Origin of the sequence: Mucilaginibacter sp. (assembly GCF_965277465.1) — a bacterium.
Taxonomy (GTDB): Bacteria; Bacteroidota; Bacteroidia; order Sphingobacteriales; family Sphingobacteriaceae; genus Mucilaginibacter.
Genome location: NZ_CBDICW010000001.1, coordinates 2,371,428 through 2,392,780 on the forward strand (window position 1 = coordinate 2,371,428; position 21,353 = coordinate 2,392,780).

Annotated in this window: 17 protein-coding genes; 11 read left to right on the plus strand and 6 right to left on the minus strand. The window is 39.4% G+C overall.

What is annotated here, in order from left to right; translation table 11 throughout:
* Positions 1 to 143: 143 nt before the first annotated feature.
* The 3 genes from ACQY4U_RS10685 to ACQY4U_RS10695 all read right to left on the minus strand — a co-directional run bounded on the left by ACQY4U_RS10685 (position 144) and on the right by ACQY4U_RS10695 (position 3,042).
* Positions 144 to 689, minus strand: coding sequence for a ferritin-like domain-containing protein (locus ACQY4U_RS10685; protein ID WP_428329394.1), 546 nt, complete (start codon positions 687 to 689; stop codon positions 144 to 146).
* A 428-nt stretch (positions 690 to 1,117) separates the two neighbouring features.
* On the minus strand, positions 1,118 to 2,368 hold the full coding sequence (locus ACQY4U_RS10690; RefSeq protein ID WP_428329395.1) for a sensor histidine kinase: 1,251 nt from the start codon (positions 2,366 to 2,368) through the stop codon (positions 1,118 to 1,120).
* On the minus strand, positions 2,368 to 3,042 hold the full coding sequence (locus ACQY4U_RS10695) for a response regulator transcription factor (protein WP_428329396.1): 675 nt from the start codon (positions 3,040 to 3,042) through the stop codon (positions 2,368 to 2,370). Before ACQY4U_RS10695 ends, ACQY4U_RS10690 begins: the two co-directional genes overlap by 1 nt.
* Before the next feature lie 129 nt (positions 3,043 to 3,171).
* Here ACQY4U_RS10695 and ACQY4U_RS10700 point away from each other — a divergent pair, with 129 nt between their 5' ends.
* Genes ACQY4U_RS10700 through ACQY4U_RS10710 form a run of 3 tightly spaced genes read left to right on the plus strand, consistent with a single transcriptional unit; the run spans position 3,172 to position 5,119 of the window.
* Positions 3,172 to 3,657 carry a hypothetical protein gene (locus ACQY4U_RS10700; protein ID WP_428329397.1) on the plus strand — a complete coding sequence of 162 codons (486 nt, stop codon included), beginning with the start codon at positions 3,172 to 3,174 and terminating at the stop codon, positions 3,655 to 3,657.
* Positions 3,658 to 3,667: 10 nt separating this feature from the next.
* Entirely contained in the window at positions 3,668 to 4,336 is a 669-nt protein-coding gene (locus ACQY4U_RS10705) for a cytochrome b/b6 domain-containing protein (protein WP_428329398.1), read from the plus strand.
* Between the two features lie 21 nt (positions 4,337 to 4,357).
* Complete coding sequence (locus tag ACQY4U_RS10710) at positions 4,358 to 5,119, plus strand: hypothetical protein (RefSeq protein WP_428329399.1); 762 nt, start codon at positions 4,358 to 4,360, stop codon at positions 5,117 to 5,119.
* 206 nt (positions 5,120 to 5,325) lie between these two features.
* Here ACQY4U_RS10710 and ACQY4U_RS10715 read toward each other — a convergent pair whose 3' ends face one another.
* Positions 5,326 to 7,503 (minus strand): TonB-dependent receptor, encoded by a 2,178-nt coding sequence (locus ACQY4U_RS10715; protein ID WP_428329400.1) that lies wholly within the window; start codon positions 7,501 to 7,503, stop codon positions 5,326 to 5,328.
* Positions 7,504 to 7,587: 84 nt separating this feature from the next.
* The gene (locus ACQY4U_RS10720; protein ID WP_428329401.1) at positions 7,588 to 7,986 is read right to left on the minus strand and encodes a hypothetical protein; all 399 of its coding nucleotides are present in this window, start codon (positions 7,984 to 7,986) and stop codon (positions 7,588 to 7,590) included.
* Positions 7,987 to 8,187: 201 nt separating this feature from the next.
* On the opposite strand from ACQY4U_RS10720, the gene ACQY4U_RS10725 reads away from it, so the two are divergent.
* The 8 genes from ACQY4U_RS10725 (at position 8,188) to ACQY4U_RS10760 (ending at position 20,195) form a co-directional block, all read left to right on the plus strand.
* On the plus strand, positions 8,188 to 8,769 hold the full coding sequence (locus tag ACQY4U_RS10725) for an RNA polymerase sigma factor (protein ID WP_428329402.1): 582 nt from the start codon (positions 8,188 to 8,190) through the stop codon (positions 8,767 to 8,769).
* A gap of 96 nt (positions 8,770 to 8,865) precedes the next feature.
* The gene (locus ACQY4U_RS10730; RefSeq protein WP_428329403.1) at positions 8,866 to 10,080 is read left to right on the plus strand and encodes a FecR family protein; all 1,215 of its coding nucleotides are present in this window, start codon (positions 8,866 to 8,868) and stop codon (positions 10,078 to 10,080) included.
* Between the two features lie 210 nt (positions 10,081 to 10,290).
* Entirely contained in the window at positions 10,291 to 13,602 is a 3,312-nt protein-coding gene (locus ACQY4U_RS10735) for a TonB-dependent receptor (protein ID WP_428329404.1), read from the plus strand.
* A 20-nt stretch (positions 13,603 to 13,622) separates the two neighbouring features.
* On the plus strand, positions 13,623 to 15,242 hold the full coding sequence (locus ACQY4U_RS10740; protein ID WP_428329405.1) for a RagB/SusD family nutrient uptake outer membrane protein: 1,620 nt from the start codon (positions 13,623 to 13,625) through the stop codon (positions 15,240 to 15,242).
* Positions 15,243 to 15,267: 25 nt separating this feature from the next.
* Positions 15,268 to 16,404: a SusE domain-containing protein gene (locus ACQY4U_RS10745; RefSeq protein WP_428329406.1), complete on the plus strand. Its 1,137-nt coding sequence runs from the start codon at positions 15,268 to 15,270 to the stop codon at positions 16,402 to 16,404.
* Between the two features lie 55 nt (positions 16,405 to 16,459).
* A complete protein-coding gene (locus ACQY4U_RS10750) occupies positions 16,460 to 17,626 on the plus strand; it encodes a glycoside hydrolase family 76 protein (protein WP_428329407.1) in 1,167 nt (388 codons plus the stop codon).
* Between the two features lie 52 nt (positions 17,627 to 17,678).
* Complete coding sequence (locus ACQY4U_RS10755; protein WP_428329408.1) at positions 17,679 to 19,094, plus strand: glycoside hydrolase family 125 protein; 1,416 nt, start codon at positions 17,679 to 17,681, stop codon at positions 19,092 to 19,094.
* 24 nt (positions 19,095 to 19,118) lie between these two features.
* Positions 19,119 to 20,195: a glycoside hydrolase family 76 protein gene (locus tag ACQY4U_RS10760; RefSeq protein ID WP_428329409.1), complete on the plus strand. Its 1,077-nt coding sequence runs from the start codon at positions 19,119 to 19,121 to the stop codon at positions 20,193 to 20,195.
* 107 nt (positions 20,196 to 20,302) lie between these two features.
* Here the strand turns inward: ACQY4U_RS10760 and ACQY4U_RS10765 are convergent, their stop codons facing one another.
* A complete protein-coding gene (locus ACQY4U_RS10765) occupies positions 20,303 to 21,130 on the minus strand; it encodes a patatin-like phospholipase family protein (protein ID WP_428329410.1) in 828 nt (275 codons plus the stop codon).
* Between the last annotated feature and the right edge of the window lie 223 nt (positions 21,131 to 21,353).

Consider the following 21,353-nt stretch of genomic DNA (forward strand, 5'->3'; position numbering starts at 1 on the left):
TTTGTATAATTTTAAATAAAAAAGCTGTTTCCTGATCAGGAAACAGCTTTTTTTGTATTGCGGATATTAATTAGCAAAATACTAAACAGATTGCATACGGGTTTAATTAAAACTTAATTAAACCATTAAATGCAGGTTTACGTTTATTCTGCCAGTGCAGCTTCATTTACATAGTTTTCAGCTACTTCTGTTAATAATGAATCGGCTGTTTTTTCTTCTTCAAGAGTTTCAGCTAACAGACTTGCAGCTTCGCTGTAGCCCAAGGTGGTAGCCAATGTTTTTAAAGTACCGTACGATGCAATTTCATAATGCTCAACCTTTTGGGCGGCAGAAATGATCGCTACGTCGCGTACTTCGGTTCCTTTATCAGTTTCAGACAAAAGCTCGTCAGCTTCTTTCAATAAGCCTTCCATAGCCAGGCATTTAACGGCTTTAGCTTTTTCGCCAATGGATTCAAAAGCGCTTTCTAAGCGGGTTACGTGATTTTTAGTTTGCTCAAGGTGATCGGTAATGGTTTGTTTTAAATCATCTGACGTAGCACCTTTTATCATTTTTGGCAATGCTTTGGCCAAATGCTGTTCTGCCCAATAAATGTCTTTTAATTCGTCAATAAATAATTCCTTTAAGGCACTTTCTGCTTCGGGTGTGCGGTTTACCGCTTTGTTTGATTTTTTTGGTTTCGTTGTCATTTTGGTAGATTTTAAATGGTTGTTTAATATTTTGGTAAATACAATTGTTGTTCCATTTTTCTTCTTTTTTGTGATTTATAAGAAAAATAATTTCACTTAGTGTAATTTTAGCTATAAATTAATTAAAACTTGTTTTTGATGACTTCCAGAAAAATATACAATTTTTATAATACCTGTTTAATCATTGCTCCATGTTAAGCATTAACAAAGTAGCGGACACATGCCAATAAAAAGCGCTTGTCCATTGGTACAAACGCTTTTTTTATTCAATAAAACCAAATAATTACGAGGCCTTTTTTTGTGATTTTATATAGCAGTAATTCGATTATTAAGGGCTTTCAAATTTTCTGTTTTGAAGATTAGCACAATATAAAACCGTGTTTTACAAAGCTAAAGCAGGTTACGGTATACAGCCTGCCTATGGTGGATTAATTAAAAACTATGGTAAAAATATGCATTGAATTGGTGTGCTGGTAATCAATCTTCCAATTATAAAGCTGACATATATTTTCGGCAATGGTTAAACCTAAGCCCGTGCCTTCTGATTTATTGCCCTTTTTAAATCTTTCAAACATGGTATCTTTATCCATTGCCAGATCGATCCCCGTATTTTGAAAAATTAGCTTTTCGCTGGTTAACTGAATGTTAATTTTACCACCATCAATATTATGCCTTATGGCATTGCTGAAAAGGTTATTCAGCAGTATATCAATCAGTGTTTTGCTTACAAAAAGTTCTTTTTCTGTCAATATATCAGAAATTGTAATACACCGGGTTGATATTAACTCCTGGAACTGACGCAGCTTTTGCTGAATCAATATTTGCATGTTTAAGGTTTCGGCATCATCAATCAGGTTATTCTCTATTTTTACCAGCAGCAATAACGACTGGTTTAACCTTGATAGTTTTCCCGTTGCCGAATAAATATCGTTTATCTGTTCAAACTGGTCGGCTTTTAAAGTTTCATCCTGGATCAATGTATCCAGCTTTGAGGTTATTACCGCCAGAGGGGTCATCATCTCGTGGGATGCATTTTCGGTAAAATGTTTCAGGTGCTGATAATCCTTTTTTACCCTTGATGCCATTTTTTGAACCGCCTTGTTCAATTCATTAAACTCATCAACCTTGCTATCTTTTAAATAAAAAGCCTTAACGTCAGACAAAGTGAATTCATTCAGTTGGTGCAGTGTGGTGTAAAATGGCTTCCACAATCCATTAAGCACATATTTATTGGTTATAAAAAGTATCAGTAACAAAAACACCATTAAAGCCAGCGTTATTAAAGTAATAAGCTGTGTAAGGCCATTAATACTATCGTATGATTCGGTTACTATGGCTATATAAGTATCATTATTAACTTTTACCAGCCCGGTAACTGCCCTGCCATTTTCGTATGTTTTTTCTCTCTGATCATAGTAAACCGTATCAAAAAACCTGGTTGGGTAGTTTATATTACCCACCTTTTTAAACTCGGTTATATTTTCATCAAAATCCTTTTTTGGTATTTTGTTGTAGCGGTTCAGGTAATCTAATCTTTCAGCAAACTCTTCCGAAAGCTCGGTATCCAGTTGATTGCGTGCAATTTTATGAATGGCAAAATAATAGATCAGGGCGCCGGCACATAAAACAACCACCGAAATCGAAATACTTACTTTATTATAATGTGCAGATAGTTTCATTACCCCATAAATTTATAACCGATGCCATATATTGACTTTAAATAGTCGTCACATTTAGCATCCAAAAGTTTTTTACGCAGGTTTTTGATGTGGGTGTAAATAAAGTCAAAATTATCGTGCATATCCATTTCATCTCCCCATAAATGCTCTGCTATGGCATTTTTTGAAATCACTTTTCCTTTGTTAGCAATAAAATACAAAAGCATATCGTACTCTTTTCGGGTTAAAACAATGGGTATGTTATTAATCTCCACCGTTCTGCCCGAAAGGTCAATCCTTATCTCGTTAAATATAAGCTTATTGTTACTGTTAAATGTTTTGCGGCGGTAAGTGGCAACTACGCGGGCTTTAAGTTCGGCAAGGTGAAACGGCTTGGTTAAATAATCGTCGGCACCAATATTCAGCCCATTAATTTTATCATCTAACGAGTTTCTGGCCGATATAATTAATACAGCTTCATTTCTTTGTTTATCCTTAAGGTAATCTAATATTTCAAAGCCTTCGCCATCGGGCAAACCAATATCAAGTAAAATACAATCGTATTCATAGTTCGACAGCTTTTCAATAGCACTATTTAACGACTGGCAGCTTTCACAAATATTGCCATCTTCGTTAAAATAGTTACTTATATTTTCAAGAAGCGCCTTTTCATCTTCAATGATCAGTATTTTCAATTGGTCTTTTTATCAAACATAATACAGGATGTTGGAGCAATTCTGAAGTTAAAACCTCATTTTGCTAATAACTACAGAATTGCTTCAAATTAGCGCTTTAGTTTAGTAAAATCAACTATCTATTTTAAAATGACAAAAAAAGAAACAGCTACATTTGTAATTCAAAAGGTACAACCGGGGTTGCTGGGCTTAATGGATGGCTCAGTTTCAACACTGGCGCCGATATTTGCCACGGCGGGTTTAACCGGGGAGCCCATAAAGGCATTTTATGTAGGTCTTGCCGCCTCACTGGGTGCAGGCATAAGCATGGGCCTTGCCGAAGCATTATCAGACGACGGAACTGTTACCGGACGTGGAAGTCCCATTGTTAGGGGAGCTATTACAGCTTTTGCAACAGCATTGGGTGGCATGTTGCATACATTACCTTTTTTAATAAGTGATTTACATACCGCATTACATTTTGCTTATATTGTAGTTGTGTGCGAATTATTGCTTATTGCCTTTATTCGTTACCGATTTATGGAAACACCTTTGCTTAAAACAATATTGCAGGTAATAGTAGGCGGAGGGATAGTTTTTCTTTTAGGCATTTACCTTGGTGGAATAGCAAGTTAAAACAAAATATATGGCAATTATTGAACCGGTTAAAAAGGATTTACGGCATCCTGCAAAAAATAAAAAATACTCAGCTCCATTACGTTTATGGCACTGGCTTAATCTGATCATTATCAGCGGATCGTTAATAACGGTGCTCATCAACGCTACTATTACTGATGACCATTCAACCGCTATATTGATACAGAGCGATCTGAAAGATTCTGGCGCTACTATAAATGCAGACCAGGCCCGCTCTGCGGCACATTCATTAAGTGATAGTGTTTGGGATATACATATTTACTTCGGTTATGCATTGGCCGCACTTTTTCTGTTCAGGCTCATACTTGAATTTTTTCAATTGGCCGATCAGAAGTTTATCAGCATCATAAAAAGCAAATACCACAACTTTAAAACCATAAAAAACAACAGGATTGCCAGGCATGAGTTTACGGTAAAAACCATATATGCCTTATTCTATTTACTTTTATTAGTGATGGTTATTACCGGCTTGTTTTTAGCTTTTGAAGATGCGATGGCTCCTTTTAAAGCAATCAGGCACAGTGTTAAGCAAGTACATGGTTTTTGTATGTATTTGGTGCTGGCATTTATTGCGGTGCATTTAGCAGGCGTATTCTTGGCCGAAAGAAAAGATGGCGCCGGAATTGTTTCTGACATGATAAATGGCGGAAAAGAATAATTAAAAACCCCCTATTAAGCAGTGAAAATTTTATACGCATTTATTTTCCTCGTTTTTTTGCTGAACACAGCAAAGGCACAGGATAATTACGAAATACAGGTTTACGGATCAGAAACGGTTGATCCGGGCCGCACCATGGTTGAGCTGCACAGCAACTATACCGTTAATGGCTTTAAAACAAAGGTGGATGGTGAACTGCCCGATAACCATGAGGTGCATGAAACCATTGAAATTACACACGGCTGGACACCTTGGTTTGAAACAGGGTTTTATTTCTTTAATTCGATTGGGAGCGAGGGGCGTACGGCATACGTTGGCTCACATATACGCCCAAGGTTTGCGGCACCCTTAGCCTGGAAATGGCCGGTTGGTGTTAGTATATCAACCGAGTTTGGCTATCAGAAAAAGGCCTTTTCGGCCAATACCAGCACGCTGGAAATCAGGCCTATTGTTGATAAAAGATGGAACAGGGTCTATGTATCAGTAAACCCAACGCTTGATAAAAGCTTTGCCGGCCCTGATCAAAACAAGGGGTTTATATTTTCGCCCAATGTAAAAGGGAGCTATGATATTAGCAAGGTAGTGGCTTTAGGGCTTGAATATTACGGCAGCACCGGGCCATTTTTTCATTACGATGCATTCCAAAAGGAGATGCAGCAGCTTTTTATAGCCACCGATTTAAATACCGACCCTGATTGGGAGTTTAACGGCGGTATTGGCTATGGTTTTACCAGCGGTACCGAAAAAGCAATTGTAAAAATAATTATAGGCAGACGATTTTAATATAAAACAGCCGTACATATCATAAAATGTACGGCTGTTTTTAAATTCAGAATCAAAAGCCATTTTCATTAAAAGCCGCCAAATAATGGTTTTTTATGTGCGCTCTGTATCTTAACCTTTGTAAACTTAGTACTGAATATAACCGCAAAGAACAGAAAGAAACACAGAGATTTTAAACACCCGCTAAACAAATAACTTTTAATCCGCTAATTTAAAAGTTTAAACCTGATACCTGCATTTACAACTACGCCATCTAAGGGTGCATATATGTCTTTAAAATCAGGCCTTGCAATACTGCCGGTATAAATATTACCCCAACGGGTTTGCCGCTGATCGGTCAGGTTTTCTACATTAATAAAAATATCTATGCGTTTCCACATTTTTTGCACCAGCAGGCCAAAAGTTACAAAGCCTCTTCCTGTAGTGCCATTATTTAATAATTGCGATCCGGTATAAAAACTCTCTGCCCCAAATCGGAAACTACCTTCAATTTCGTAAGTGGCATCAAAGCTAATTTGGTTTTTAGGTGTTAATGGTTGTGCATTGGTTATCCCGTTAAAATGCTGTTTGCTATCGGTATAAGTATATCCAAAGTAAAACACAAGTTCATCCATTACCAGTTTAATATTGGTTTCTGTACCCTGGGTAGTTAAATGGCCGGGTGCATTTATAAAAGCATTATTTTGTAAAATCAATGGCCGGTTAACGTAGGTATAAAAAAACAGTTGATTTATATTTATAAAGGCCTCATCACCAAGTTTACTTCTGTAATTAACATCAGCATTTGCCCCATAGGATTGCTCGGCTTGTGTACTGCCCACGTTTAAGGGTTTGATATTTTGGTACCCGTCCTGTTCACTTTGGTCATTAAACAGGGTTGGCATTTTGTAACCTAAACCGCCGCCTATACGGCTTGTAAAATGATCGTTTATTTTAAACAAAGCGTTTAACCGTGGTAAAAAGAATAGCCCGTTAGCCGGTTTATCAGGAGCGGGTGTGTTTTTATCCAGGCGAAGGCCACTTTCTAACGAGAACCATTTGGTTGCTTTGTAAGTGTTTTGTACAAAAGCACCAACGGTAGTAAGCGTGTAGTTTAAATTGTTTTGCGGTGGCCGGGCTGTGAAATTGTCAGTAATCAGGTTGGCTCCGGCAACCCACGAAGCCTTATCACCTCTTTTTACATAATTAACTTCGCTAAAAGAAGAGAGCTGCCTGCCTTTAAAATCAAACCCCGGCTCAGCCAATTGCCGGTCAAAATAGCCTATAGTATTTTTGAAATTAAAACTGCTTTCGGCATCAATTTTATGGGTGATTGATAATTGAGTAGAAAAGCGAAAGGTTTTATTGCGTTCAAAATATTGATGCAGGCTGTCAGCTTTGTCGCTTATAACCCTGGTGTCGCCACCATACCGATTCTCATAGGTAGTATTTACCCCAAACCATGCAGAATTATGATCGTCAATATAAAAAAACACCCTGGGGTTTATGGTAAAGCGGTTAGTTTGAGGAATAGCCGTAAACCCGGTGTTTGCTGGATCAAAGGCCCCATTATAATTATATGATCCAAAAATGGTGGTACCAATGTGTTCCCATTTTTGGCTGTAAAACAGGCTTGCATCTGCTCCTTTGGCGCTTGTTCCATTTAATAGCAGTGTAAGTTCGGGCGTTTTTTCAGGCACTTTGCTAATCAGGTTCACTAAGCCGGCAATTGCCCCACCGCCATACAGTGTTGAGGCTGATCCTTTGATAAACTCCACCTGTTTTAAATCAAGCGGACTGATCTGTAACAGACTTAAATTACCTGAAAAGCCAGCGTAAAGCGGCATCCCATCCTGCAACAACTGTGTGTAACGGCTATCCAAACCCTGGATCCGGAAGCTGGCGTTTGCACTTACCGCAGAGGTTTGCTGAACATGGATGCCCGTGGTTTCGCCCAACAGCATTTTAATATCACCGGGCCGCATGGTGCTTTTTTCATCCAGTTCTTCGTATGGTAATGCTTCAATCCGGGTAGGAATATCCCGCAGGTTTTGGTTGGTACGGGTGGTTTGTATGGTAACTTCGGCAAGTTCGCCAGCTGATGGTTCAAGGCTTTCATCAAAAAACTGCCCGGGATTTTTTAAGGGGAAGGTATATACCTTATCGCTTGCGGCAAAACCTACATAAGTGATCTCAATTTTAAACTTTCCATTGGGAATATTATGAATAATTATAAATCCGCCGGTATCAGCACTTACTGTTAATTTCAAATCAGCTATGGTGGCGGTTGCACCCTTGAGTGCTGTTTTTGTTTGATCGTTAGTTACCCTTGCTTTAAACGTGTTTTGTGCTATTAAGCAATGGGATAATAGTATATAGGAGATAAGTATGAAACTTTTTTTCACAGAAACGGTAATGCACCTTACCAAGCATTAAATAGTTATGGCAGGCTGGTTAAAAAATAAATGAATAAAATTTGGAGAAAAGTATCAGGCGAGCGGGGGCCTGAATAATTCATTCAGATAACCAGAGGTTTTGGATTGTTTATTAAACAGGGGATAGGTAATATTTATCTCATTGGGTACATTGATGGTAATGGGTAATTTCAAAAAAACTACATTTAACTGGTTTGCCTGGTGCTGAAACTGCACCTCGTTCCCTTTAGCCGGTACCTTATCGTGTTCGTTGTTACCGAAGATCTCTTTACCATGAAGCAGGTAATCGCCAATAAAATCAATTACCCCGGCTTCTTCGTCAGAGGTGATTTTGATATAGTTACGGTACATCCCCGGCAAATCCCTCATTAGCGAGAAATCACCTAAGGGTAATAGCACTCCGCTTGTTAAAAACAAACAGGCTGCTAATAAGCAAATGCACCTTTTTACCATCAGCCAAATATATAAACTTACTGTGGCTTGCCAATATCCAAAATCATCGGCGGTAGTAATTTAAAAAAAATGCGAATGCAATGCGCTGGGGCATATATTCTTTATGATTAGGGGCTTAGTGTATTATTTCAATAAAATTATTTCTTTAAACAAAATAATACTTGTTAAATTTAACGCACCAATTATAATTACTTTACAAAGGTGAACGACAAATTTATTGACAGTAACAGCATTCATGAATTGATTGCAGGCAATGAGTCTGTTTTCACCATGATATATGAACTGTATAGTGAAAAGGTTTATCGCCTCGCATTCAGGTTTTTAAAAGATAAGGAACAGAGCGAGGAGATAGTTCAGGAAACTTTTATAAAATTTTGGCTGAGCCGTGAAAAACTTGATCCTGAAGGAAATATATGGTTATACCTGTTTGTTATAGCCAAACGTTTATCATTGAATGCATTGAGGCAAATTTGCAAATCAACCAATCTGACCGAAAAACTGCTGCATTACATGGCCGAAGAGCACAACATAACCGAAGAGGAAGTGTTTGTACGCGACCTTGAGCAGTATGCTGATAAAATTATTGATAAGCTGCCAAGGCAGCAAAAGCTTGTCTTCAGGCTAAGCCGTATGGAGGGCCTTACCTATAAAGAGATTGCCGAGCAGCAAAACATATCACCAAACACGGTGAAAAACCACATGATAGAGGCATTAAAAACATTAAGGGCCCACCTTAAATATGCCGATTTTATCTACATCACGCTGTTATTTTTACTGCATTAATATTTTTTTTATTTCCAGGTAGTCCTACCATCCCTGTTTGGTGTTCTGTAATTATAAGCAAGCCATCCCCGGCTAATTATAAACCAATTTACGAACATGAAAAAAGCAACGCTGCGTCGTTTATTACGACAGTATCTGAATAATACCATCAGCAGTACTGATTGTAACGAATTATTAAGTTACTTAAGTAATACCGATCCTGATGAAATTGCAGATATAGTTGATGAAGATTTTTTTAGTTTGGACGAAGGCCCTGCATTTAGTGCAAAACAATCTAACGAAGTATTAAACCGCATTCAGGCTGATCCACGATTTGCAAAAGTTGCTGCTGATCATGTAGTAAGCGAGCCTAAGGTTATTAAGTTTTATCAAAAGCGCTGGTTACAGGTAGCGGCTGCGGTTTTGGTTTTTGTTACGGGGGGATTGCTTACAGTTTACAACACAAATTCATTAAAAAGCACCAATAAGTTAATTGCTAAACAAAAAGCTACCGTTATAGTTCCCGGCGGCCAAAAGGCAATTTTAACAATGGGCAATGGCAAAACAATTGTACTTGATAGTGCGGCCAATGGCTTATTGGCCAAAACAGGTACAAGTAATGTGCTTAAGACCCATAACGGCCAAATTATATACAATACAGGGGCCACTGCAAACGATGCTGCCGACGAAGTAAGCTATAACACACTAAGCACCCCTAAAGGAGGAGAGTACCAGGTAGTTTTACCTGATGGAACCAAAGTTTGGTTAAATGCCGCATCATCAATAACCTACCCGGTTGCTTTTGTTGGTAACGAGCGCCGTGTTAAACTAACCGGCGAAGCCTATTTTGAAGTGGCAAAAAATAAAAGCAAGCCATTTTATGTAAAAATGAACAATGATGTTGAAGTAAAGGTATTAGGTACCCACTTTAACATTGCCGCATACAGCGATGACGCTGAAATTACCACTACACTCTTAGAAGGATCGGTACAGATCACCAAAAATAAAGCACAGTCATTACTATCGCCGGGGCAACAGGCGGTAATAAATTATAAGTCTGATAATATTGCCGTATCCGAAGCCAATATTGATGATGCTATGGCCTGGAAAAACGGCTATTTTATATTTAATGATGATAACATTACCGGCATCATGAAAAAGATTTCGCGCTGGTATGATGTTGATGTTGAATACAAAGGTACCATACCCGATCAAAATTTCGGCGGAACCTTCCACAGGTCAAAAAGTATCACCGAGTTATTACATCACCTGGAGAAGATCGGAAAAATTCACTTTAAAGTTTCAGGAAGGAGGATCACTGTTATGGCGTAATTCAATACACTCAATAACGGTTATCTGAAAAAAAAATTAACCAGGAGCGTTCGTACCGCCCCTGGCTATAAGCCCAAAGGCCTGTCAGATAATCAAAACCAATTGCAGCTAATACAATTATTTCACTAACCTAACATTCAAATGTATAAAATTTTTACTGATTTTATTTGCAGTAAGCAACCTTGCCGCATTTATAAACCCTTGCTCATCATGAAACTAACTCTTATTTTGCTCACAGCAACCTTCCTACAGGTATCTGCGGCAACATATGCACAAAAGGTTACTTTAAAAGGTAAGAAAATTACCCTTAAAGAGATTTTTGGAAAGATACAGGCTCAAACAAGCTATGATTTTTTATATAATGCAGAGGATTTAAGGCTGGCCAAACCAGTTACCTTAGATTTAGATGGCACCACGCTAAAACAAGCGCTCGACGTTTGCTTTGCTAATCAGCCATTGGTATACTCTATTGAGAACACAACCATCCTGATCACCAAAAAACCGATAGATGGTGTGATCATAAAAAGATCAATTACCGGAACTGTAACCGATAGTGCCGGGGTGGTTTTACCGGGTGTGGTTGTAAAGGAAAAAAACACCAATAATGCGGTGGTTACTGATGCTAACGGAAACTACAGCATTTCGGTAACTGATAATAATGCCGTGCTTGAGTATAGTTTTATAGGTTTTATAACCCAGCAAATTCCGGTTGCCGATAAAACATCCATCAGCATAAAACTAAAAGAAAATAATACTACCCTTAACGAAGTAGTTGTTGTGGGTTACGGCACACAAACAAAAATTTCATTAACGGGAGCAGTAAACCAGATAAACTCAAAAGATATTGGCGAAAAGCCGGTATTGAATGCTTTGCAGGCTTTACAAGGCGAATCGCCCAATTTAATTATTCAGCAAACCAGCCTTGATCCGGGTAGTGGTGTTAATATCAACATCCGCGGTGTAGGTACAACTGGTGATAATACACCATTGGTGGTAATTGATGGCATTGTTGGGGGTAACATAAACACCATAAACCCTAATGATATTGCCAGTGTATCTATTTTGAAAGATGCAGGTTCGGCAGCTATTTACGGTTCACGTGCGGCAAACGGCGTTATTTTGGTAACCACCAAAAGCGGAAAGATAAACCAGAAGCCAACGGTAACTTTTAATGGCAGCTACGGCGTTCAGCATGCTGATGTGCTTTTGCAAAAAGTTAACTCATGGGATAATGCTTATTATAAAAACGAATCATTGGTAAACTCAGGTTTACCACCGGCTTACACACCAGAGCAGATCCAGCAATTACAGGCACAGGGCAACGGTACCTGGGATGTACAGCATGTTTTAAGAAATGCGCCCTTACAATCTGAAAACGTAGCTATCAGCGGTGGTGGCGAAACCAACTCTTATTTTATCTCTGGCGGATACCAAAATCAAGGTAGTAATATAGTAGGTAACGGCGGTTCGGGTTCAAACTATGGCTATCAGAAATATAACCTGCGCATGAATCAAACTTCAATAATTGGTAAGCTAAGGGTTAACCTGATATTGAGCTATGATAAAACACAAAACAAAACCAACAGCATTGGCGATAATAATATTTTTGCTGATGCCGACCGTGTTCCTTACAATTACAACTTCCAGGATGCAAACGGTAATTTCCTTACCAATCCGGTATCATCACAATATAACGTATTAGGTGCACTAAAACAGGGTGGTTACAGCTTAAGCAATAACGATGAGTTTTTTGGTACATTAAATGGCCAGTTAAAAATCACTAAAGATTTAAAGTTAACCGGTATAGTAGGTGGTACAGTTACTGATAACAGCGACTTTTTTAGGCGCATACAGGTTAACGATGTACCTACAGGTGTTTATGGCGATGACCGCTCCGTTTTTGATAACAGCTCCAAACAACTTTTGTTAAACTCGCAGTTATTTGTTGAGTACAACAAACAGATCAAAGAGCATAAGTTTAAAGTATTGTTAGGGGTATCTAACGAGTCGTACAGCTCACACGGTTTTCAGCTACAGGAGTTGTATACCGATGCCCAATTAGGCATACCTACAACAGGTACCACGCTTGATGCCAATAACTCATACAACAGCAATAACGCTACCTCAGAAACAAGCCTTGATTCATTTTTTGGCCGTTTAAACTACTCTTATAAAGATCGTTACTTTTTAGAAGGCGATTTCAGGGAAGACGGATCATCAAAATTTGCTGCCGGCCACAGATGGGGTTTCTTCCCGTCAATTGCAGGTTCATGGTTAGCATCCGAAGAGTCTTTCATGAAGCCTTTAAAAAATGTGCTTAATACGTTAAAATTCAGAGCATCGTACGGTGTATTGGGTAACCAAAACGTAAATGCTTATCAGTACCAAACCACTTATTTCCCTTACCAAAATGCTTATGGCTTTAATAATGCAGTAGTTGGCGGTGCCGGTTATGCATTGGGTAATCCTGATTTAACCTGGGAAAGAGCAGCTACTTTAAACATTGGTATGGATGCAGCCTTTTTAAATAATAACCTAAACGTATCGTTAGATTATTTTAATAAAACTACCAGCGATATTTTAGCAGCACGTTCTGATGTTCCTGCGCTTTTTGGTGCCGGTTTCCCTGATTATAATATCTCAAAGGTTCAAAATAAAGGATGGGAAGCTTCGGTAGCCTATACATTAAGAACCAGTGGTGTAACACAAAACTTTAGCTTTAACATAGCCAATAACAGCAACAAACTTTTGGCTTTTAGCTATGGTGCTACCCAGCAGATCAATAACCTGGGCGAGTATTCATTACTAAGACAAGTAGGCGGCCCGGTAACCCAGTATTATGGCTATAAGGTAGCTGGCATATTCCAGTCTGCAGCCGAAGTTCAAAGTTCAGCAAAACCGGCCGGGCTTACTTTAGCGCCGGGCGATTTGAAATATGTTGATCAAAACCACGATGGGGTTATAGATCAGAAAGATATGGTTGCACTTGGTAACCCTTTCCCAAAATTCACATTTGGTTTTACTTACCGAATTGCTGTTAAAGGATTCGACATGTCGTTATTTATCCAGGGCGTTGGTAAACGTACTGAGTTTATAAGGGGTGAAGAGGTTGAACCTTTCCACTACAATTATGGTAACACCCTGTTCCAAAATCAAACAGATTTCTGGACCCCTTCAAACCCGGGTGCAAAATATCCAAGACTGGCAGCTATCGGGTCTGATTCAAATACCAACAACTGGCGCGATGGTTCAGATATATACAGTTTCAACGCTGCTTATGCACGTTTAAAAAATGTTAATATCGGTTACACATTCCCTAAAAGCATGACCAAGAAAGCCGGTATTGAAAGACTAAGAGTTTCAGTGATCGGTCAAAATTTATACACGCTAACGAAGCTGAAATTTATAGATCCTGAAACATCAGAATTTGATAATAACACAGGCATTGGTACATCATCAAACAGCGGCCGTTCTTATCCATTACCTATTTTTTATGGTATGGGCTTAGACGTAACATTTTAATAATTAAAAAAATATATACCATGAAGTATTTTAAAAAATTATTCATTGCAATGCTGGCTATAATGGCTGCCAGCAGTTGTAAAAAGCTTGACCTTACACCTACCAATAAGTTTACCAATTTAGATTTCTGGACTACCAGTGTAAACGTTAATAATGCATTAAATAATAATTACAGCTTAATGTATAACAGCAATCTTTATTTTTTTAATGATGATATGTCTGACAATGCATACAGCAATAATGATCCTATAGCAAGCGGTAGTTTTAATGCATCAACAGCCAAATTTTTGGGCGATTGGACCTATTATTACTCGGGCATAAATTCATGTAATTTGTTTTTAGCCAACGTTGATCAAAATAAAACACTTGGAACAGCCACTATTGCTGGTATGAAAGGCGAAATGCGCTTTATCAGAGCATGGCACTACTTTAATTTAATGAAATGGTGGGGCGATGTACCGCTTATAACCACCGTTATTTCACCAGACCAGGCTAAGGTAATTGCCCGTAGTCCGCGCACTACCGTACTAAACTTCATTACATCGGAGTTAGAGGCCTGTGCCGCTATATTGCCATCAAAAGATCAGTACCCTGCCTCATCAAATGGCCGTATTACCAACGGTGCTGCCCTTGCATTAGAGGCCCGCGTATTGTTATACGAAGGCAACCGCATGGCCGATGTGGTAACCATTTGCCAAAAACTGATGAACAACCCGGCTACTTATGGCAATTATGCCTTAGCAAGTGATTACGGAGGTTTGTTCAGCAATGCAACGCTTAATAAAACCAATACCGAAACCATGCTTGCTTTGCAGTATGTATCTGGCACAACTGGCAGAACATGGTCTGATGATTTTGATTTTGCACCTATATCAACAGGAGCCCGTGTAAACAGCCTGGCCCCAACACAGGAGTTAGTGAACGATTATATTATGACCAACGGTAAGCCTATTACCGATCCTACTTCGGGTTATAATGAAAATAATCCTTACGTAAACCGCGATCCAAGGCTTACTGCAACCATAGTTTATGATCAATACAAATTTCCTAATCCGGATGGTTCAACACAGATCATTTATATAAAACCAGGTTCAGACCCTAACAGGCCGCCTTTAAATGAGTATGCAGCAGGTAATGAAGCCGTTTCAGCTTCAGGTTACTACTGGAAAAAATACTTCGATCCTAATCACCTGCCGGGCTTTGTATCGGGCCTTAATTTACAGCTGATAAGATGGGCAGAAGTTTTATTGGATTATGCCGAAGCTCAGAACAGCCTGGGGCAAATGAATGCCGATGTATGGAGCAAAACCATTATGCTATTAAGGCAGCGTGCAGGTTTTACTGATCCTAATGCTTTGAGCTACCCTGGTAATGCTGATATGACCAATATCATCAGGAGAGAGCGCAGGGTTGAGTTAGCAATGGAAGGTATCAGAACTGAAGATATCCGCAGGTATAAACTATCTGAGGTAGTACTTAACGGTTATGCACATGGCGCTAAATTTAGCGATCCAACGGTTGATAATGGTTATATAAGGGTTCAGTTACGCAAGTTTGATCCAGCCAAAAATTATTTGTGGCCTATCCCGGCTTCCGAATTAAATCTGGATAAAAATCTTACTCAAAACCCTGGCTATTAATTCATAACCTAAAAATATAAATCAAATGAAGACAATTATAAAATTGAGCTTTATGGTTATGATAGCCATAATTGCATTTACTTCGTGTAAAAAAGATCAACGGGCACTTGATACATCAGTTGCCCCGGTTACTGCCCTTAGTTTACCTGCCGACCAGGCAAGTTTAACACTACAGCCTGCAACAGGCAACAGTATTGTATTTCAATGGACGCCAAGCACAACCCAGGACTTGGTATTGTACGAGGTAGCCTTTGATAAACCAGGCGGCGATTTCAGCAAGCCGGTTTATAAAGTACTTTCTGATGGTGCGGGTATCCAGCCGCAGGCAACAATTACCCAAAAGGTGTTAAACACCATTGCATCATTGGCGGGCATAGCATCATCAAGCACTGGTTCACTTAAATGGGCGGTTATAGTTTCAAAAGTAACCAACAACAAAGTGAGCACTGCAAGTCATATTATTCAGCTTACAAGGCCTGCGGGATTTGCTGTGCTTCCGGCTTCGCTTTACCTTACCGGTACTGCTACCGAGCAGGGAACAGATGTTACCAAGGCTATAGCTTTCAAAAAAATATCTGATGGTGTTTTTGAGCTTTACACATCTTTACAAGCAGGTAGTTATACTTTGGTTGATAAAAATAGTGGTACGCCAACGATGTATTCTATACAAAATAATGCCAATGTGGTATTAAACGGCAGTACAACAGTAAGCGGTAATAAAAATGTTTACCGCATTTCAATCGATCTTAATTCGGCAGCTGCAACTATTACCCAGATTGTATCGGTAGGCTTTTGGTCTGCACCTGATGGTAAAATTTGGTTTACACTGCCTTACATAGGCAACAGCCAGTGGGAAATGGACAACTATCCACTGATTATTCCGCACGAATCCTATGGTAACGACAGCCGCTACAAATACCAGTTTACGGTAATCAACTCTGCCGGCACACAATCGGTTGAATGGTATGGCAGTGTGAATTCTGATAACCAGGATCCAAGCAGCAGTACCCCTCTATCTTATTATTACATGTACCCGGTTGATAATTCGCAGTTTAATTATTGCTTTAAAATTGACCCGAGCGATAATAATAAAAATGTAAATGTTAATGTGAACTATAGCCCTGCTTTAAGCAACTATACCAATTCAATTACAGCAAAATAAACTTTAAATGGGCTACGGCTATTTGCTGTAGCCCATTTATTTAAATACCTACACTATGAAAAATAAATGGTTTAATTATTCGGCGCAATTGTTATTTGCCGGATTGATTTTTTGCTCATGCTCAAAAAAGAGCGAAACTACAGTTACACCTGTAACTCCGGTTACACCGGTAACGCCCGTAACTTATAATTACGCGCTCCTTGCCGATTCATTACAGAGCAGTACTTACGTTGCCTTTATTTCGGCAGATCGTAATTACTTTATCCAGAACAACAGCGGTAACAATACTTTTAATTACTGGCCAAATGCCCACATGCTTGATGTGCTGACAGATGGTTTTGTGAGAAGCAGCAACACCGTTTATTCGCAACGGATGAAAGCATTGCTTAATGGTATTAAAACAACCAATGGCGGGGCATATCCAAACGAGTTTTATGATGATATGGGCTGGCTGGCTAATGCAAGTTTAAGAGACTATAACATAACCAAAGATGCGGACTACCTTAATGTAGCCCAAATACTTTATACCGAAATAAAAGGTGGATCAAACACCATAGCTGGCGGCGGCATTGCATGGCAACGTACGCAGCTGTATTATAAAAATATACCCTCAACCGGCAACGCTACTATTTTAGCCAGCAGATTTTATGAGCTGCAAGGCAATGCTGCAGACCTTACTTTGGCTAAAAACTTGTACAGCTGGATGAAAACCAATTTGGTTAATGCAACATCGGGCGAGGTACTTGATGGAATTAACCGCAACCAGGACGGGCAGGTTGATAACTGGGTATTTACTTATAACCAGGGCTTATTTATCGGTTCGGCGGTTGAGCTTTACAATATCACTAAAGATCCGGTATATCTTCAGGATGCTATCCGCACAGCAAATAATTTAATTGTAGATCCTAACCTTACCTCAAATGGCATACTTAAAAGTGAAGGCCAGGGCGATGGTGGTTTATTTAAAGGAGTTGCCGTGCGTTACATGACGCTGTTGATTGAATTGCCTGATCTGGATGCTGCCGACAGAACCAAGTATGCCAACTTTTTACAGAAAAATGCACAGTCGCTTTATGCAAAGGGAATAGCCAGGCCATCGATGATGATCAGCCCTGACTGGAGCATGCAGCCAACAGGCAGTACAGATCTTACCACGCAGTTGAGCGGTATGATGATGATTGAAGCAGCAGCAAAGTTAAAAGCCGAAGCAAAAATCCAATAATAAGCGCATAATGCTTGTATTTTTTGATTGATATAAACACCTGATATTATAAATGAACAGACGCAGATTTGTAGAAAATACAGCAGTAATTGGAGCAGGCTTTATGCTTGCTAAATTCCCGGCATTTGGCAATTCAGCATTTCCCGAAGTAAGAGTTTCTGCAGATAAACGGAAATTCAGCAGTAAATCTATTGAGGAAGCAATAACCCAGTTTCAATCGGCAGTTAAGGATAATGAACTGGGTTGGTTATTTGGTAACTGTTTCCCCAATACATTGGATACCACTGTTACCTACATGCTGAAAGATGCAAAGCCGGACACTTATGTTATTACAGGCGATATTGACGCCATGTGGCTGCGCGACAGCAGCGCGCAGGTTTGGCCGTATTTAAGCTTTATTAAAAAGGACGAACAGCTCAGGCAACTAATTGCCGGTGTAATAAATCACCAGGCAGGTTGCATTTTGAAAGATCCTTATGCCAACGCTTTTTATAACGACCCTAATAAAGTAGGCGAATGGGCGCATGATGTTACCGATATGCAGCCCGGCATACATGAGCGTAAGTGGGAAATTGATTCCCTTTGCTATCCTATCAGGCTTGCCCATCAATACTGGAAATTAACCGGCGATACTAAACCTTTTGATGCAAAATGGGCCCAGGCCATAAAGCTTACTTTAAAAACTTTTAAAGACCAGCAGCGCAAGGAAAACGACGGGCCTTACCATTTTCAGCGGAATACCTCGTGGGCTACGGATGGAGTTGCTATGAATGGTTATGGCTACCCGGTAAAACCGGTAGGACTAATTTGCTCAGCCTTCAGGCCAAGCGACGATGCAACTATTTATTCGTTTTTGATCCCTTCAAACTTTTTCGCTGTGGTTAGCCTTAAACAGGCTGCCGAAATGATGGATAAAATTGTTGGTGATACCGCAACTGCAGCTTCGCTCAGCGCACTCGCCGCCGAGGTTGAGGCTGCGCTTAAAATACATGCCGTTATTGATCATAGCCAGTATGGTAAAATATATGCTTATGAGGTAAACGGCTATGGTAGCTATAATTTAATGGATGATGCCAATGTACCCAGTCTGCTTGGCTTGCCATACCTGAATGCGATTTCAAACACCGACCCGGTTTATCAAAACACGCGTAAAATGCTGTTATCGTTAAATAACCCTTTCTTTTTTAAAGGCAAAGCAGGCGAGGGGATAGGAGGGCCGCATGCAGGTAAGGATATGATATGGCCTTTAGGTATCATTATTCGTGGCCTTACCAGTAATAATGACGATGAAATAAAGCAATGTATCACCATGCTCAAAAACAGCAATGCAGGTACAGGTTTCATGCACGAATCCTTTAACAAAAACGATGCGGCAAACTTTACCCGCAAGTGGTTTGCCTGGGCCAATACCCTGTTTGGCGAGTTTTTATGGGAGATCTATAAAACCAAACCTCATCTGCTGGCATAAAAAAAATTTATAAAGCTAAAACCTATGAAAAACAACCGCTATATATTACTGAGCCTTGCGTTTATTGCACTGGCTGTTAATTATGTTAAAGCGCAATTGCCCAGCTATAATACCCGTATCAAGCTACTTTATCAGCAAATAAACAATAAGCTGCGCGATAGTACTGAAGGCTTGTATTATGAAACATCGGATAAAGCAAAAAACGAAAATAAACATTCGTACCTGTGGCCCTTGTGTGCCTACATACAGGCTGCCAATGAAATGGAAGTAATAGATCCATCAAAAGATTATATGCAGCCTGTTGAAAAGGCGATTGATCAGTATTATACTGATAAACTACCCTTTGCCGGTTACCAGGCAAGCGTAACAAAAGAAAAACCCGACAGTCGCTTTTATGACGATAACCAATGGGTGGCTATAGCCTATTTAGATGCCTATAACCGTAATCATAAAAAAAGGTATCTTGAAAAATCAGAAATGATATGCCGCTATATGCTTGGCGGGCTAGATACCGTTGCAGGCGGCGGTTTTTATTGGAACGAAGGTGATAAATCAAGTAAAAATACCTGCTCTAACGGTCCCGGTATTTTGGTGCTGCTGCAGTTATACAATATCACCCATAACAAAGCTTATTTAAATACCGCATTAGATGTATATAAGTGGGTAAACAAAACGCTGCAAGCACCGGATAGTATTTATTATGATAATATCAGGTTAAGAGATTTAAAGATAGGGAAGGCTAAGATCACTTATAATTTAGGTACCATGCTGCAATCAAATGTTTTGCTGTATCACATCACAAAAGATCATAAGTACCTTGGTGTAGCAGAGGGAATTGCCAAAGCGGGCCGTAAATATTTTTTCAAGAAAGGACGCTTACCGGGCGGATATTGGTTTAATGCCGTAATGCTGCGCGGCTACCAGGAATTATATAAGGTTGATGGTAATAAAGATTGGGTTAACTTTTACCAGGAGGATGCCGATGCCATTTGGAATACCGAACGCGATGCTAACAATATGCTGGGCACAAAACCTGAAAGAAGCCTGATAGACCAGGCTGCCATGATTGAAATTTATGCCCGCTTACAGGAATTAAAATAAGCAGAACAGAATAAATCACATCTTAAAGGTTTTTAACCGGTTTTGTTATCCTAAAGGATAATCAGCCGGGTTTAAAAACCTTTATTTTTTTTTTGGAAATACAGTGCTTAGTTTTTAACCAGGTTTTTGGTTTTATGATGCTGGGCAATAGCATGCAGCTTTTCGTTACCGTTTATGGTTCTCAGTCCTTCTTCATAACCAATCATATAAATCTCTTCGGCGGCATCGGTATTAAATATGCCATAAGCACCTAAGCCATGTGGCTCAATTACAATATCGCACAGATTTTTATGGGTGTTAAGGCTGGAGTTAATGGCAATCATAGCGGCTCTGTCAACCATATTGGCAAATGATTTGATCTCGGTAACTGCCGGTAAATGATTGCATGACGAACCAATGATCAGGTCGCAGTTTCCCACCAATGGCTCAACCGGGAAGTTATTGAGGATCCCACCATCTACATACATGTGGTTATTGATTACAATAGGCTTAAAAAGCCCCGGCAAACAGCAGGAAGCTAAAATAGCCATGTCTAAATCACCATCGGTAAAATAAACCAGTTTTGCCTCACCTAAATCAACCGATGCAACGGTGATACGTGTTTTAAGCTTTTGAAAGGAATTATGCGGAATATATTTTTCGATCAAAAAGCGCACGTTTAAAATGGAGATTAAACCGGTGCTGCCAATTGCGGGGCGCAATAGTTTAAGCAGGCGCGCGTCTTTTATCATTTGTAAAATCTCTTTTGGGGAATAACCTTCTGCAAAAAAGGCTGCTGCAATTGCCCCGGCACTGGTGCCCGATATGTGCGAAAACTCAATGCCATGATCTACAAGGGCCTGCATTACCCCCAAATGAGATACACCCCTTACGCCACCGCCCGATAATGCTAACCCTGTACTTTTGGGTTTATCCTGATCTGTATTTGTGTTCATATATATGTTTATCGCGATGGTTTTAATCTTCTGGCTAAATCAATAAAAAATCTGATAAATTAAAGATGATCATATTTTATAACATCCGCACCTTAGTTAAACATATATTTTGCCTGTGGGTTTAAGTGTTTTGAAAATCATTAGCCGATGCTGTGATGCTGCTGCGCTAAATTTATAGCGTGTAAAGCAGGATTTTTTCTATTTAACTATAGGGAAGAGCCAT